The 14,233-nt window shown below is 67.9% G+C and carries 16 protein-coding genes; 7 read left to right on the forward strand and 9 right to left on the reverse strand.

Features of this window, described 5'->3' with window-relative positions; genetic code table 11:
• The first annotated feature begins 52 nt into the window (after positions 1–52).
• A complete protein-coding gene (locus ACFQZV_RS07100) occupies positions 53–1,267 on the forward strand; it encodes an AI-2E family transporter (RefSeq protein ID WP_378750291.1) in 1,215 nt (404 codons plus the stop codon).
• On the forward strand, positions 1,264–2,511 hold the full coding sequence (ilvA, locus tag ACFQZV_RS07105) for a threonine ammonia-lyase (RefSeq protein ID WP_378750289.1): 1,248 nt from the start codon (positions 1,264–1,266) through the stop codon (positions 2,509–2,511). The genes ACFQZV_RS07100 and ilvA overlap by 4 nt, the downstream gene beginning before the upstream one ends.
• Positions 2,512–2,523: 12 nt before the next feature.
• Here ilvA and greA read toward each other — a convergent pair whose 3' ends face one another.
• On the reverse strand, positions 2,524–3,015 hold the full coding sequence (greA, locus tag ACFQZV_RS07110; RefSeq protein WP_378750287.1) for a transcription elongation factor GreA: 492 nt from the start codon (positions 3,013–3,015) through the stop codon (positions 2,524–2,526).
• A gap of 69 nt (positions 3,016–3,084) precedes the next feature.
• Positions 3,085–3,477 carry a DUF4307 domain-containing protein gene (locus ACFQZV_RS07115; RefSeq protein ID WP_378750285.1) on the reverse strand — a complete coding sequence of 131 codons (393 nt, stop codon included), beginning with the start codon at positions 3,475–3,477 and terminating at the stop codon, positions 3,085–3,087.
• A 77-nt stretch (positions 3,478–3,554) separates the two neighbouring features.
• Between ACFQZV_RS07115 and ACFQZV_RS07120 the strand changes: the two genes are divergently transcribed.
• A complete protein-coding gene (locus ACFQZV_RS07120; protein WP_378750283.1) occupies positions 3,555–3,872 on the forward strand; it encodes a hypothetical protein in 318 nt (105 codons plus the stop codon).
• Positions 3,873–3,885: 13 nt separating this feature from the next.
• Here the strand turns inward: ACFQZV_RS07120 and trhA are convergent, their stop codons facing one another.
• Positions 3,886–4,575, reverse strand: coding sequence for a PAQR family membrane homeostasis protein TrhA (gene trhA, locus ACFQZV_RS07125; RefSeq protein WP_378750424.1), 690 nt, complete (start codon positions 4,573–4,575; stop codon positions 3,886–3,888).
• A gap of 165 nt (positions 4,576–4,740) precedes the next feature.
• On the opposite strand from trhA, the gene ACFQZV_RS07130 reads away from it, so the two are divergent.
• The 4 genes from ACFQZV_RS07130 (at position 4,741) to ACFQZV_RS07145 (ending at position 9,039) form a co-directional block, all read left to right on the forward strand.
• Positions 4,741–5,526, forward strand: a complete 786-nt coding sequence (locus tag ACFQZV_RS07130; protein WP_378750281.1) for an isoprenyl transferase — start codon at positions 4,741–4,743, stop codon at positions 5,524–5,526.
• 52 nt (positions 5,527–5,578) lie between these two features.
• Positions 5,579–6,697 (forward strand): aminotransferase class V-fold PLP-dependent enzyme, encoded by a 1,119-nt coding sequence (locus ACFQZV_RS07135; protein WP_378750279.1) that lies wholly within the window; start codon positions 5,579–5,581, stop codon positions 6,695–6,697.
• Between the two features lie 174 nt (positions 6,698–6,871).
• Positions 6,872–8,227, forward strand: a complete 1,356-nt coding sequence (locus ACFQZV_RS07140) for a PhoH family protein (protein ID WP_378750277.1) — start codon at positions 6,872–6,874, stop codon at positions 8,225–8,227.
• Between the two features lie 140 nt (positions 8,228–8,367).
• Complete coding sequence (locus ACFQZV_RS07145; RefSeq protein WP_378750275.1) at positions 8,368–9,039, forward strand: hypothetical protein; 672 nt, start codon at positions 8,368–8,370, stop codon at positions 9,037–9,039.
• 63 nt (positions 9,040–9,102) lie between these two features.
• Here the strand turns inward: ACFQZV_RS07145 and ACFQZV_RS07150 are convergent, their stop codons facing one another.
• Genes ACFQZV_RS07150 through ACFQZV_RS07175 form a run of 6 tightly spaced genes read right to left on the reverse strand, consistent with a single transcriptional unit; the run spans position 9,103 to position 14,233 of the window.
• The gene (locus ACFQZV_RS07150) at positions 9,103–9,759 is read right to left on the reverse strand and encodes a response regulator transcription factor (protein ID WP_378750273.1); all 657 of its coding nucleotides are present in this window, start codon (positions 9,757–9,759) and stop codon (positions 9,103–9,105) included.
• Positions 9,756–11,225: a sensor histidine kinase gene (locus ACFQZV_RS07155; RefSeq protein ID WP_378750271.1), complete on the reverse strand. Its 1,470-nt coding sequence runs from the start codon at positions 11,223–11,225 to the stop codon at positions 9,756–9,758. The genes ACFQZV_RS07150 and ACFQZV_RS07155 overlap by 4 nt, the downstream gene beginning before the upstream one ends.
• A gap of 46 nt (positions 11,226–11,271) precedes the next feature.
• Complete coding sequence (locus tag ACFQZV_RS07160) at positions 11,272–12,666, reverse strand: class II fumarate hydratase (RefSeq protein ID WP_378750269.1); 1,395 nt, start codon at positions 12,664–12,666, stop codon at positions 11,272–11,274.
• Between the two features lie 33 nt (positions 12,667–12,699).
• Positions 12,700–13,311: a carbonic anhydrase gene (locus ACFQZV_RS07165; RefSeq protein WP_378750422.1), complete on the reverse strand. Its 612-nt coding sequence runs from the start codon at positions 13,309–13,311 to the stop codon at positions 12,700–12,702.
• Positions 13,312–13,343: 32 nt separating this feature from the next.
• On the reverse strand, positions 13,344–13,994 hold the full coding sequence (locus ACFQZV_RS07170; RefSeq protein ID WP_378750267.1) for a DUF4245 family protein: 651 nt from the start codon (positions 13,992–13,994) through the stop codon (positions 13,344–13,346).
• Positions 13,994–14,233: an exodeoxyribonuclease VII small subunit gene (locus tag ACFQZV_RS07175; RefSeq protein WP_378750265.1), complete on the reverse strand. Its 240-nt coding sequence runs from the start codon at positions 14,231–14,233 to the stop codon at positions 13,994–13,996. Before ACFQZV_RS07175 ends, ACFQZV_RS07170 begins: the two co-directional genes overlap by 1 nt.

Consider the following 14,233-nt stretch of genomic DNA (forward strand, 5'->3'; position numbering starts at 1 on the left):
CGACCTCGCGGTGTATCCCCGCGAGGGAATGCGCCGCGCCTAGACTGGCCGGATGAGCGGTACCGAGCCCGAGCGCGGCGAGCGCGCCAGCGCCACATCGCGCGGGTCGATCTTCGACGCCCTTCGCGATCGTAGCCGCGTCGTCACGACGGACACGGCAGCCAGCGTTCCGCGCGGTCTGCGCGTCGCCACCGCCTACTCGTGGCGGCTCATCGTCATCGCCGCCGCAGCCGCCGTGCTCATCTGGCTCATCATCCAGCTGAAGCTCCTCGTCATCCCGCTGCTCATTTCGATCCTCGTCACCGCACTGCTGTGGCCCGGATTCACGTGGATGCTTCGCCGCCGCGTGCCCAAGTGGCTCGCGATCATCATCGCGGTGCTCACCGCGATCGCGGTCGTGACGGGCCTGTTCTGGCTGGCGGTGTGGCAAATCACCCGCCAATGGTCGTCGGTGCAAGAGAGCACCGTGGTCGCCATGACGGAGTTCCGGCAGTACCTCATCGACGGGCCGCTGCACCTCACCGCCGGACAGATCGACGGTCTGCTCGATCAGGCCTGGATGTTCCTCCAGCAGCAGGCCGAACTGCTGCTGTCGGGGGCCCTCGCCATCGGCACGACCCTCGGGCACGTCGTCACGGGGGCGATCCTCGCGCTGTTCATCCTGCTCTGCCTCCTCGCCGATGGGGCCGGCATCTGGAGGTGGACGACACGAATCTTCCCGCGCGCCGCGCGGCCGGCGGTCGACGGGGCTGCCAAACAAGGGTGGAAGACCGTCGTCAACTATGCCCGCACCCAGTTGCTGGTGGCGACGATCGACGCCATCGGCATCGGCCTCGGCGCGTTCCTCCTCGGAGTCCCCCTGGCGATCCCGGTGGCCGTCCTGGTGTTCCTCGGTGCCTTCATCCCGTTCGTCGGCGCGATCATCACCGGTGCGCTCGCCGTCTTCTTGGCGCTGGTCTACAACGGCCCGTGGATCGCGCTGTGGATGCTCGTCGTCGTGCTCGGCGTCCAGCAGCTCGAAGGGCACGTCCTCCAGCCGCTCCTGATGGGGTCGGCGGTCAAGGTGCACCCCCTCGCCGTCGTACTCGTCGTTGCGGGAGGCGCGATGATCGCGGGCATCCCCGGCGCGCTGTTCGCCGTTCCGCTCGCTGCCTTCGTCAACGTCGTCGCGGTGTACCTGAGCAAACGCGGATGGGAATCCGCCGCACCGCCGACAGGGGACTACATCTGGAGCACCGTTCCCCGCCCGAGGAGGAAGACCGCGTGACGACCCCGCAGACCCGGCTCACCCCACCGACGATCACGTCTTTCGAGGATGCGGCGGCATCCCTGGCAGGCGTGGCTTCACGCACTCCGCTGGAACCGTCGCAGCATCTCAGCGACATTCTCGGCGTGCCGGCCTACCTCAAGCTCGAGAACCTCCAGCGCACCGGCTCGTTCAAAGTGCGCGGAGCAACGTACCGCCTGTCGAGGTTGACCGCCGAAGAACGTGCGCGTGGCGTCGTCGCAGCATCCGCCGGCAACCATGCGCAGGGCGTCGCGCTCGCGGCGCAAGAACTCGGCATTGCGGCGACCATCTTCATGCCGCTCGGCGTTCCCGTTCCCAAGCTCCTTGCCACGCGCGGCTACGGTGCCGACGTGATCCTCGAGGGCGCCACGGTCGAGACGCCATTGCGGCTGGCCGCCGAGTTCGCCGAGCGTACCGGCGCGGTGTTCATCCATCCGTTCGACCACCCGGACGTCATCGCGGGGCAGGGAACCCTCGGTCTCGAGCTCTGGGACGAGGTGCCCGACCTCGACACCGTCGTGATGGGCATCGGTGGCGGGGGACTCATCGCCGGTGTCGCCGCAGCGATCAAGGCACGTGCCGCGGCCGCGGGGCGGACCGTGCGGATCATCGGCGTGCAGGCCGAGAACTCCGCCGCCTATCCGTCGTCTCTCGCCGCCGGTCATCCGATCGAAGTCGAGACCCGACCCACGATCGCGGACGGTATCGCGGTCGCCCGTCCCGGAGACCTGCCGTTCGAGATGATCCGCGAGCACGTCGACGAGGTCGTCACGGTCAGCGACGACGACATCGCCCGGGCGCTCCTGGTGCTGTTGGAGCGGGCCAAGCAGGTCGTCGAACCGGCGGGCGCCGCCGGAGTTGCGGCGATTCTGGCCGGTAAGGTGCAGGCCGAGGGGCCGGTCGTGAGTGTCCTCTCCGGCGGCAACATCGACCCGCTGCTCCTCCAGCGCGTCGTCGCCCACGGGCTTGCGGCATCCGGTCGCTACATGACGTTGCGCATCCCGCTGCCGGACCGCCCCGGGCAGCTGGCGCGGGTGTCGGAACTGCTCTCTCAAGCGGGCGCCAACGTGATCGAGGTACTGCACACGCGTCACGGCCAAGGCCTGCAGATCAGCGAGGTGATCCTGCAGCTGAGTGTCGAGACGCGCGGCGAAGAGCACCGAGCCCACGTCATCTCGGTGTTGGATGCGGCCGGGTTCGCTCCGACCGTCGTCGCCGACTGAGTCGGCGAGTCGTCACTGGCCCGAGTAGGTCTCGACCTTGACGACCTCGACGGCGATCTCGCGACCGTTCGGGGCCTCGTACGTCGTCTTCTCGCCCTCCTTCAGGCCGAGGATGGCCGCACCGAGCGGCGAAGCCTCGCTGTAGACGTCGAGTTCCGAACCCGCGGCGATCTCGCGGCTACCGAGGAGGAAGACCTCTTCGCCCCCCGCGACGAGTGCCGTGACGACCGTGCCGGACTCGACGACTCCGTTGCTGGCAGGGGCTGTTCCGACCTGTGCGTCGCGCAGAAGCTGCTGCAGGGTGCGGATGCGGGCCTCCTGCTTGCCCTGTTCGTCCTTGGCGGCGTGGTACCCGCCGTTCTCCTTGAGGTCACCCTCTTCGCGCGCCGCTTCGATGCGCTTGGCGATCTCTTCACGCCCGACCGTGGTGAGCTGCTCGAGCTCAGCCTGCAGGCGGTCGTAGGCATCCTGGGTCAGGAAGGTCACCGGGGCATCGCTGGACACGTCGATCTCTCCTCGTCTGGGGGATACGGAGAACGCCCCGGCACGTGCCAGGGCGTCGTTCGCAACAGACTACGTCACCCAGCAGGAGTTGACAAAACCCGACGTCGCCTCAGCGGTGGTGGGGATGACCTCTTCGAAGGCGCGCGCATGCTGGTCCGAGGGCTCGTACTCCACGATCTTCCATCCCACGACGCCGTGCTCCTCGTCTTGTGCCTCCAGGGCGCAGGCGACACCGCGGCCGGTCGGCGCGGTGAACTGAAGGTTCAGAACGACGGTGCGCTCATCGACGATCTCGTACCCGGTCGTGCGTACGTCGACCGACTCGAGAGCGGACGAGATCGTGCTCCACGCCAGGAGGCCGGTGAGTACCGCACCGACCGCGATCGCGACGACGATGACCCACCGCGCGGACGAAGCGCGACGCCGGCCGTAGCGTTCGTCGAGCATCTGCTGGGTCGTCATGCGGTCGGTCTCTCGTGGCGCGGAAGATTAGGCTGGAGACTCCAGGCTATGCGCTCGAGCGCGGAACAGAGGACAGCATGTACGACGCGATCGCTCTGATCGCCGGCGTCGACGAGACGCCTGTGCCGACACCGTCGATGACGGTCGACCCGGAACTCGTCACCCCTGGTCCGCTGGGCTTCGCGATCATCGCGATCATCACGGTCGTCGTGATCCTGCTGGTCCTCGACATGATGCGCCGCATCCGCCGCGGCCGCGTTCGCGCCGACCTTCGTGACGAGCTGCGTGCCGAGCAGGATGCCGCAGCCGCGCGTGCGGCCCAGGACGATGCGGATGAGCCGGGGGAGCCCGGTGAATCCGAGCGCCCTGCCGGCGGTGAGTCGGACCCGCGCTGAGGCGCGTCCGTGCTCAGCTCGGAATCCCCAACGACGGTGACAGCGGTGCGAGCGCGATGATCAAGCACGCGGTCCAGTGGCACAGGAACGCCAGCACCGTGCACACGTGGAAGATCTCGTGGAAACCGAAGTGGCCCGGCCACGGGTTCGGGCGCTTGAGTGCGTAGGCGACGGCGCCCACGGTGTACAGCAGTCCGCCGACGATCACGAGGATCATCATCGGGACACTCGCCTGGAACAACGGCACCATGTACATCACCGCTGCCCAGCCCAGAAGCAGGTACAGGGCGACGTACAGCCAACGCGGCGCGTCGATCCAGAAGACGCGGAACAGGATGCCGAGGAGCGCCCCGCCCCACACCAGCGACAGCAGGAGGATGCCCTGATCCGGTGGAAGCGCGAGCGTCGCGAGCGGCGTGTACGTTCCCGCGATGAGGAGCAGGATGTTCGCGTGGTCGATGCGCTTGAGTACCGCCTTGGTTTTCGGGGACCAGTTGAAGCGGTGATACAGGGCGGAGTTGCCGAACAGGAGCAACGACGTCGCCATGAAGACCGCGGCTGCCCACTTGGCCGGGGCGCCGTCGGCCAGCACGATCAGGACGATGCCGGCGGCGATGGCGACGGGAAAGGTCGCCGCGTGGATCCACCCGCGCCATGTGGGCTTGATCTCGGCGATGGCCGCATCGTCGTCCGCGGCTTCCATCAGGGGAAGCACGGGAACCTCGGGGGCGGAAGGAAGGCGGGTGCGGCGGCTCACGACTCCAGGGTAGGCCGCCCCACATGCCCATGGGGGCACATGCCGAGTCTCACACCTGATGAGACGCAGTTTCACAGGATGCACGCCGCGTCGTCACGGTAGCGTAGGACCGTGGCGCGCGACTCGTCGAACGCGGGCAGAGGCCCCCTCTACCGGCTGTACATCAGCCGGCTTCGGCGACGGATCGATCGCAGCGCCGTCCCGCAGCACGTCGCCATGATGATCGACGGCAACCGGCGTTGGGCGCGGCAGCTCGGCTACGAATCCGCGGCACACGGCCACCGCGCCGGCGCAGCGAAGATGCGGGAGTTCCTCGAGTGGTGCGATGACATCGGCGTGAAGGTCGTATCGCTGTACCTCTTGTCGAACGACAACCTGCTCAAGCGGGACTCGCGCGAACTCGACGACCTCGTCGAGATCATCGCCGATCTGGTCGAGGGGCTCTCGCGTGAGAGGGACTGGCGCGTGCAACACGTCGGACGCATGGAGGGACTCCCCGACGATCTCGCCGGCGTGCTCAAGGACGCCGAGGAACGGACCCGGGGAAACACCGGCCTGCACGTCAATCTCGCGGTCGGGTACGGCGGGAGAGGCGAGATCGTCGACGCAGTGCGGAGCATCATCGCGCATCATGACAAGTCCGGGGGCTCGTTGGAAGAACTTGCCGAAAGCCTCACCCCCGAGCAGATCGGCGAGCACCTCTATACCGGCGGGCTCCCCGACCCGGACCTCGTCATCCGCACCAGCGGAGAGCAGCGACTGAGCGACTTCCTTCTCTGGCAGTCGGCGCACTCGGAGTTCTACTTCGTCGAGGCGCTCGGGCCTGACTTGCGCGAGGTCGACTTCCTCCGCGCGATTCGTGACTACGCGGACCGCGATCGGCGCTACGGGGGGTGAGCCGGGTCGCGGCACCGCGCCGCCGTCAGCGGGCTTCTGCCAGAATGACACGGTGATCGACCTCGAGCCCTATCAGCAGTCGTTCGACGGAGAACCCGGCTATCTCGACTGGGCGTCGTTCGGGCCGCTGTCGCCGGCGGTGCGGGCCGAGTCGTCGGCCGACGCCGAGTTGCTGGGATCGGGGAGGCGCTCGAGCATCGACCTCGTCGCCGAGCACGCTCGCGACACACAGGAACTCGTGGCGGAGCTGTGGGGGGTGGATGCGGCGCAGGTGACGCTGCAACCCTCGACCACGATCGGGTTGATGCAGGCGATCCACGGGTTGTCCGGCACGCTCATGCTCTCGCGCGCGGAACACGCGTCGCTCACCGTCACCGCCGCTCGGGCGTCCGAGGCTCGGGGCCTCGATCTGCAGTGGCTCGACCCGGTCGACGGGCGTGTCACGGCCGAGGTGGTGCGCGAGGCACTGACCGACGACACCACCGCGCTCGCCGTGAGTCTCGTCGATGCCCGCACCGGACACCGCGTCGACCTGACCGCACTGCGCGAGGTTCTCGGAGACCGCCTGCTCATCGTCAATGCCGCCCAGGGGGCAGGAACCCTGCAGGCCGAATTCTCCGCCGCCGACGTCGTCTCAGCGAGCGGCTCGACGTGGCTGCGCGCCGGCCGCGGCACGGGCTTCGCATGGTTCGGTCAGCGAGCCCTCGAGCGACTCGTTCCGGTGCTCTCCGGGGTGACCGGGGCCGAACCCGACGATGGGTCCGGCGACGTGCCTCCGCCCGTCGCCTCGGCGCAGGCCTTCACGATCTCGGTTCCCGACGCGCTTGCTGCCGCGCGATTGGCGACCGCCCTCCGCGAGGTGCGCGACGTCGGCGTCGACGTCATCGAACGCGAACTCGCGCAACGCACCGGTGACGTCATGTTCATGGCCGACCGCTACGAAGTGCCCGTCCTCACGCCGCGCGAAGCGGAGTCGCGCGCGGGCATCGTCACCTTGGCGCCGGCGGTGAGGGATGCCGCGCCGCTGGCGGCATCCCTTGCAAACCACGGGATCACTGTGACGGTGCGCGCGAACCTCGTCCGGGTGGCCCCGCACGTCGGTAGCGGCGCGAACACCCTGCGACTGTTCGGGGACGCGCTCGCGGCGTTCGCCGCCACCCGTGTCTGGTGAATTCACGCACTCGTAACCGACACGCCGCATCGGGCATCTCATCGATGTCGGAGCAACGTCGTACTGTCATGGCAACGGGCAAAGCGCCTGTTCGAGTCGGCCTTTCGGATCGCGACTCGTGACCCCTGGTCGACTCGTGACTGCCGGGTGAGACACCCGGGGCGGGAGCGGGTTGTGACCACACGAGCACCACAGCAGCAGCGCAGTCGGAACACCGAGACGATCGACGGGGTGGAGCAGGATCTGCGCACCTACGTGCTCGATACCTCGGTCCTCCTGAGCGATCCCCGGGCGCTCTTCCGTTTCGCCGAGCACAACGTCGTGATCCCGGTCGTCGTGATCACCGAGCTCGAGAAGAAGCGACACGATCCCGAGATCGGCTACTTCGCGCGACAGGCGCTGCGCCACCTCGATGGCCTACGTGTCGAGCACGGTCGCCTCGACTTTCCCGTGCCCGCCGGTGACGGGGGAACCCTGCGAGTCGAGCTGAACAACACCGACGCATCGGTCTTGCCTTCGGGGATGCGCCTGGGCGACAACGACACCCGCATCCTTTCGGTGGCCATGCATCTCGCTCAAGACGGGCAGGACGTCACAGTCGTCTCGAAAGACCTCCCCATGCGAGTCAAGGCCGCATCGATCGGCGTGACCGCGGAGGAATATCTCGCGGAGCAGGCGGTGGACTCGGGGTGGACCGGCATCGCGGAAATCGATATCTCGGGCGACGACATGAGCGATCTGTACGAGAGCGAGGTCGCGTCGAACGACGACGTGCGCGGTCTGCCTGCCAACACGGGGCTCATCATCCACTCAGAGCGAGGGTCCGCCCTCGGCCGGGTCACCGGTGACGGCGCCTTCTCGCTCGTCCGGGGCGATCGCGAAGTCTTCGGTCTGCACGGGCGTTCGGCTGAGCAGCGCATCGCCATCGATGTGCTCCTCGATCCCGACGTCGGCATCGTCTCGCTCGGCGGACGGGCGGGAACCGGCAAGTCTGCGCTCGCTCTGTGCGCGGGACTGGAGGCGGTGCTGGAGAGGCAGCAGCAGAAGAAGATCATCGTGTTCCGACCCCTCTTCGCCGTCGGAGGCCAAGAGCTCGGGTACCTCCCGGGAGACCAGCAAGAGAAGATGAACCCGTGGGGTCAGGCGGTCTACGACACGCTGGGCTCTGTCGTCTCGGGCAACGTCATCGATGAAGTGATCGAGCGCGGCATCCTCGAAGTCCTTCCGCTCACCCATATCCGCGGGCGTTCGCTGCACGACGCGTTCGTGATCGTCGACGAAGCGCAGTCCCTCGAGCGGAACGTCCTGCTGACCGTGCTCAGTCGCATGGGCCAGAACTCCCGCGTTGTCCTCACTCACGACGTCGGACAGCGGGACAACCTTCGGGTGGGCCGCCATGACGGCGTGGCGTCGGTGATCGAAACGCTCAAGGGGCACGACCTCTTCGCGCACATCACCCTGACCCGCTCGGAGCGTTCGGCGATCGCTGCGCTCGTCACCGACCTCTTGGAGGCCGGCGAGCTCGCGTGAAACCCTGATCCCTCGATACGCATGAATGAGAGAAGTCTCATCCCCTGACGCCGTCCGAGCCTCATCCGCCTGTCACCATAGAGATGGCACATCGCCGCATGGGGAGCGGAAAATCCGCGGGCTGATGGACGGAGGCGCACATGGACGGTCGTACGCGTCTTGCGCTCGGCGGGGGATCAGCCTTCGTCGTCGCCGCCATCGCGCTCGGCTCTGTGCTCGCCACGAACGCCGCCGCCCTCGCCGACTCACCGGGGCGTACCATCCTGGGTCCGCGAGTGGACATCACCGCTGCACCGCGCGTGGCGCCGGCCACGCCGGCGCCCGCGGTGACGGCGGATGTCGCGGCATCGGCGCGCCCCGGCCCGACACCGCCCACCGAGACCGTGACGGCGCCGGCGCCGGTGATCGTTCCGGGCCCTGGCCGTCCGGCTCAGGACACGGAATCGGTCCCCGAGCACACGCCCGAGTACGACGAGGTCGTTGCGGCGTTCGCCGCCGAGGATTGGGGCCTCGTGGCCGCCTGGGCCGACGAATACGGCTGGAGCGGCGCGCAGATCCGGGAGTGGTTCCGCTCCTGGAAGGGCGAGACCGATACCCCGCCCCCGTCGCACGGCGCAGAGCACGCGACGAACCAAGAACTCACCACTGAACTCCACGAGAAGCACGGCGATGACCGTCGCTCGTGGTCGAAGCCTGGCGACGACGCCGGGCCCATGCCCGCCCCCTCGGGCATCACCTCCCGCGATGGGCGATCCGCCCAGCGCGATGGAGTCGAAGGTCGATCACACGGTTCCCCAGACCGGGGTGATTGACACCGCCGGTCCTTGCGACCGGCCCGAGCCCCCGGCGTCCCCCAGCGCCGGGGGCTCCTCCTTTCACTGCCAGCGGTAGCCGGTGCCTCGCACGGTGACGATGTGGTGCGCGCCCAACTTGCCGCGCAAGTAGCGCACGTACACATCGACGATGTTCGATCCGGGATCGAAATCGAGGCTCCATACCCGACTGAGAAGCTGTTCACGGGTCAGCACCGTCCCGGGATGCCGCAGGAACTGCTCGGCGAGGGCGAACTCACGGGCCGACAGTTCGACCTCGACACCGGCCACGCTCGCCTTGCGCGCGAGGATGTCCAGCACGACATCGCCCTGCGTGAGGACGACGCTGCGTTGCGGTGCCGTCTCGCGCAGGCGGGACCGCACGCGCGCGAGCAGTTCTTCGAAGGTGAACGGCTTGGCGATGTAGTCGCTCGCCCCGGCGTCGAGACCTTCGACCGTGTCGCGCGTGCTCGAGCGGGCCGTGAGCATGATCACGGGGAGGGTCGTGTTTCGCGCCCGAAGCTCGCGAAGCACCTCGAACCCGTCCATCGTGGGGAGGCCGATATCGAGCAGGACGATGTCAGGCCCGCCCGAGAGCGCGATCTCAAGCCCGGCGGCACCGTCATCGGCGATCGTCGTCTCGTAGCCGGCCTCGGTCAGACCGCGACTGATGAACGCGGCGATGTACGGTTCGTCTTCGACGATGAGGATGTGGGTCATCCTGCGGCCTCTCTCTGAAGGACGACATCGCCCGCGCGCACGGGCTCCGGAAGCGCCGCGGCGCCCACAGGCGGAGGCAGGTGGATGGTGAAGGTTGCGCCACCGCCGGATGAGTCCGTCACGGCGCAATGCCCACCGTGGGCCTTTGCGATCGCCTCGACGATCGCCAGCCCGAGCCCGGAACCGCCCACCGTGCGCTTGCCGTGCGCGCGATCGAAGCGACGGAAGATCGTCCGTCGCGCCGACGGGGGAATTCCGGCGCCGTGGTCGCGTACCCAGAGGCGGATCCCGTCGCCGTCGTGGTCACTGCCGAGCTCGATCGGAGAACCCTCCGGGGTGTACTTGGCCGCGTTGTCGGCGAGCTGCAACCATGCTTGAAGGAGCCGGTCCTGATCTCCCGAGAACCGGCCCGATGCGGCGCGCTCTACGTGCCATGCATGCCCGGGGATGACGGCAACGAGTTCTCCGACGCGCGCGGTCAACGCCGCGAGGTCGATCGGATCGGTGGCGAACGAGCCGCCCTCGACGGACGCGAGCAGATCGATGTCCTCGACCAAACGCGTCATGCGGTCGAGTTCGGTGATTCCGAGGTCGCGGGCGAACTCGACGTCGGTGGCGTCCCGGGGGTCCATGAGCTCGAGGTGGCCGCGGACGATCGTGATCGGCGTCTTGAGCTCATGGCGCACATCGTCGAGCAACTGCCGTTGCACGTCCACGGACGCCTCGAGTCGGTCCAGCATCGAGTTGACCGTGCGGGAAAGGTCCGCGATCTCATCGTTGCCTTCCGCGGGAAGACGCGGCGAGAGGTCGGTGAGCGTGATGGAGTCGGCGGTGTCGCGAAGGTGCCGGATCGGTGACAGCAGCCGTCCGGTCACGAACCACCCGACGATACCGGCGACGACGAGCACGAGGCACGAGGCGACCGTATAGGTGATCGTCGCCTTGACCACCGGACCGAGCTCTGCGCTGAGATCGACTGCGCGGACGTACACGCCGACGCTCTCGTCGCCCTCGATACGGATCGGGACGGCGACGTATCGCAACGCGCCGTGGTCGGTCGCCGCCGTCCCGATGACGGCGGCATCCTTTGCGGTGACTTCCGCCGTGACGCGATCGATGAACGCGGTGTCGTCCGAGATGTCGAAGCCCGAGAGGGTCGAGGGGCGGAACCGCGCGACACCGTCGACCACGGCGACGCTCGCCTCGTTCTCACCCGCGACCAGGAGCCGCACGGCATCGTTGAGGTAGGACTCCACCGACGCCGCCGTTCCGTCGACTGCCGTGTCGGCCACCTGCTGGAGCGCCTCGACTTGGGAGGTCAACCGTGCGTCGACGTCGGCGAGGACCGACTCGCGCTGGACGAGGAAGGTAATGCTCCCCACGACGGCGAGACCGACGCCCGCGACAGCGAGCACGGCACCCAGGATGCGAACCCTGGCCGAGGCGAGACGTGGTGTTCGGGCCACAATCCGATTATGACGCGCCACACCGCTCGCCGTGGGAGGAGCGCGGTCAGCCCGGGTGGGTCATCGACAGCAGATCGAGCTTCTCGTCCAACTGCTCGATCGTCAGTTCGCCCCGTTCGACATAGCCGAGGTCGATGACGGCTTCGCGGACAGTGACACCGTGCGCAACCGAGTGCTTCGCGATCTTCGCCGCCGCTTCGTAGCCGATGAGCTTGTTGAGCGGCGTGACGATCGAGGGGGACATGCCCGCGTACGCGGCGGTGCGATCGAGATTCGGCGCGAGTCCGTCGATCGTCTTGTCGGCGAGCAGTCGCGACGCGTTCGCGAGCAGCTCGATCGACTCCAGGAGCGCGGAGCCCATCACGGGGATCGCGACGTTGAGTTCGAACGAACCCGACGCGCCTGCCCACGCGATCGTCGCGTCGTTGCCGATGACCCGCGCGCACACCATCAGCGTCGCCTCGGGCACGACCGGATTGACCTTTCCGGGCATGATCGACGAGCCGGGTTGCAGATCGGGGATGTGCAGCTCGCCGAGTCCGGTGTTGGGGCCGGACCCCATCCAGCGGATGTCGTTGTTGATCTTCGTCAGCGACACCGCGATCGTCCGCAGCGCGCCGGATGCTTCGACCAGGGCATCGCGGTTGGCCTGCGCTTCGAAGTGGTCGCGTGCTTCGGTGATCGGCAGCTCGGTATCGGCCACGATGAGCTCGAGCACCTTCTGCGGGAAACCGATCGGGGTGTTGATGCCGGTGCCGACCGCGGTGCCGCCGAGCGGAACCTCGGCCACGCGGGGAATCACCGCCTGGACTCGCTCGATGCCGAGCCGAATCTGGCGGGCGTAGCCCCCGAACTCCTGTCCGAGGGTCACGGGCGTCGCGTCCATGAGGTGGGTGCGGCCGGACTTGACGACCTCCTTCCACTCCTCGGCCTTCGCCTCGAGCGCGACCGCGAGGTGATCGAGACCGGGGATCAGGTCGTCGATGATCTCCTGCGTCACGGCGATGTGCACCGATGTCGGGAACACATCATTGGAGGACTGCGAGGCGTTGACGTGATCGTTGGGGTGCACCGTGCTGCCGAGGTCGGCGGTGGCGAGCGTCGCGAGCACCTCGTTCATGTTCATGTTCGACGAGGTGCCGCTGCCGGTCTGGTAGACGTCGATCGGGAACTGATCGGCGTACTCGCCGGCGATGATGCGGTCCGCGGCGCGCGCGATGGCGTCGGCGATCGATCCGTCGAGTGTTCCGAGGCCCTTGTTCGCGAGAGCGGCTGCCTTCTTGATGCGGGCCAGTGCGATGATCTGTGCGGGTTCGAGGCGGTCTCCCGAAATCGGGAAGTTCTCGACCGCCCGCTGCGTCTGTGCAGCGTAGAGGGCGTCGCGAGGCACACGCACCTCGCCCATCGTGTCGTGCTCGATGCGGTAGTCGATCTCGGTCACGTCGTCGTTCCTTGTCGTTTCGTGGTGGATTCGTCAGGCGTCGGACTCGACGCCCACGCTGATGGAGGGGATCGCGGTGCCTTCGGCAAGTCGATAGTTCGCCCCGACGATCCCCAGCCGACCTCTGGCGATGGCGTCGCTGATGAGGTCGGACGAGTCGAGGAGTGCGGCGACGGTGGCGCGCAGATGCTCGCGGCCCACAAGTTCGGCGTCCACGGTTTTGGGCACCACGCCGTTCACCGTCGACTCCCGGATGACGCGTCGCGCGGCCGGAACGATCGGTGCGATCTGTCGCCAGATGTGGATCGGGAGTTCCGGACTGTCCAGGCGCGTACTGTCGATCGCCGCACCGACGGCGCCGCACTCATCGTGGGCGAGCACCACGATGAGGGGCACCTCGAGCACTGCGACGGCATACTCCAGGCTTCCCACGACAGAGTCGGAGATGACCTGGCCTGCGTTGCGGACGACGAAGAGGTCTCCCAGACCCTCATCGAAGATGATCTCCGCGGCCAGCCGTGAGTCCGAGCACCCGAACAGCGCTGCGCGGGGACGCTGTCCGCTGCTCAGCTGGTGCCGACGCTCGACGTCCTGACGCGGGTGGAGCGGCTCTCCCGAGACGAACCGGGCGTTGCCGCTGCGCATGTGGTCCCAGACCACCTGGGGGGTGGGTTCTGTCACGGTACGTCCTCCCTCAGCGTGGCAACCTCAGCGCTGACCGCGGTCGCAAGGTCGTCGAGCTGCTCTTCGTCGGCGATGCCGTAGATGATGACGGTGTCGGGGCCGAGAGCGGTCGACAGTGCCACTGAGATGTTCCCGCTACGCGAAGGGTCCACGTCGTAGCGATCCCACACCACTCCGTCGATCGTGGTCTGCGAGGTGGGCGCCGCGCCCGAGAGAAGTCGCGCCGTCCAGCCGGCGTCGGCCTCGAATCCTTGCGCGACGCGGAGGAAGCCGCGTTCCTCTTCGCCTTCGGGGGCGTACACGATGGTCCAGGCGCGGACGGACCCATCGCCGTCGACGGAGGCGCGGTTGACGATCCAATCCTCCGAGACACTCGGCGAAAGCGCCCCACGGCCCTCGGTTTCACTCACGCGGTCTGCGGCGGCCGCCACGTCGATCTCGGGCTGCTCGGTCGGCGTTCCACGCGGTACCGCGAAGATGATCACCGCAACGATCGCGACGGTCACGATCAGCGCGGCGATCAGGTTGCGGGCGGTCTGACTGGAGCGGTAGACGCGAGAAGACTCCGCCTTGCGCGCGGCGGTCTCATCGGCGGTCTCGGGGCGCCCGAGTTCGGCGACGACCCGAGGACTGCGTGCGGCCATCAGTCGCCTGCACCCGGCTCGCCGTCGGCGCGCGCAGCATCCAGTCGGCGTTTGGCGCCGAGGAGCCAGTCTTCGCACCGGGCGGCCAGCGCCTCACCGCGCTCCCACAGGGCCAGGGACTGCTCGAGGGTCGGGGCACCCTGTTCGAGCTCCGCGACGACCTGGATCAATTCATCGCGCGCCTGCTCGAACGAGAGCCCGTCGACGTCGGGCGTCACCTGTTCGGTCATGCCGTCCAT

The organism is Microbacterium koreense (assembly GCF_042677105.1).
GTDB lineage: Bacteria > Actinomycetota > Actinomycetes > Actinomycetales > Microbacteriaceae > Microbacterium > Microbacterium koreense.

Excerpts from the sequence above, each read along its gene's own strand:
- ACFQZV_RS07100 (WP_378750291.1), top strand. The coding sequence starts at position 53 with ATGAGCGGTACCGAGCCCGAGCGCGGCGAGCGCGCCAGCGCCACATCG.
- ACFQZV_RS07115 (WP_378750285.1), bottom strand. The coding sequence starts at position 3,477 with ATGACGACCCAGCAGATGCTCGACGAACGCTACGGCCGGCGTCGCGCT.
- ACFQZV_RS07120 (WP_378750283.1), top strand. The coding sequence starts at position 3,555 with ATGTACGACGCGATCGCTCTGATCGCCGGCGTCGACGAGACGCCTGTG.
- trhA (WP_378750424.1), bottom strand. The coding sequence starts at position 4,575 with ATGGAAGCCGCGGACGACGATGCGGCCATCGCCGAGATCAAGCCCACA.
- ACFQZV_RS07145 (WP_378750275.1), top strand. The coding sequence starts at position 8,368 with ATGGACGGTCGTACGCGTCTTGCGCTCGGCGGGGGATCAGCCTTCGTC.
- ACFQZV_RS07150 (WP_378750273.1), bottom strand. The coding sequence starts at position 9,759 with ATGACCCACATCCTCATCGTCGAAGACGAACCGTACATCGCCGCGTTC.
- ACFQZV_RS07165 (WP_378750422.1), bottom strand. The coding sequence starts at position 13,311 with ATGCGCAGCGGCAACGCCCGGTTCGTCTCGGGAGAGCCGCTCCACCCG.
- ACFQZV_RS07170 (WP_378750267.1), bottom strand. The coding sequence starts at position 13,994 with ATGGCCGCACGCAGTCCTCGGGTCGTCGCCGAACTCGGGCGCCCCGAG.
- ACFQZV_RS07175 (WP_378750265.1), bottom strand. The coding sequence starts at position 14,233 with ATGGACGGCATGACCGAACAGGTGACGCCCGACGTCGACGGGCTCTCG.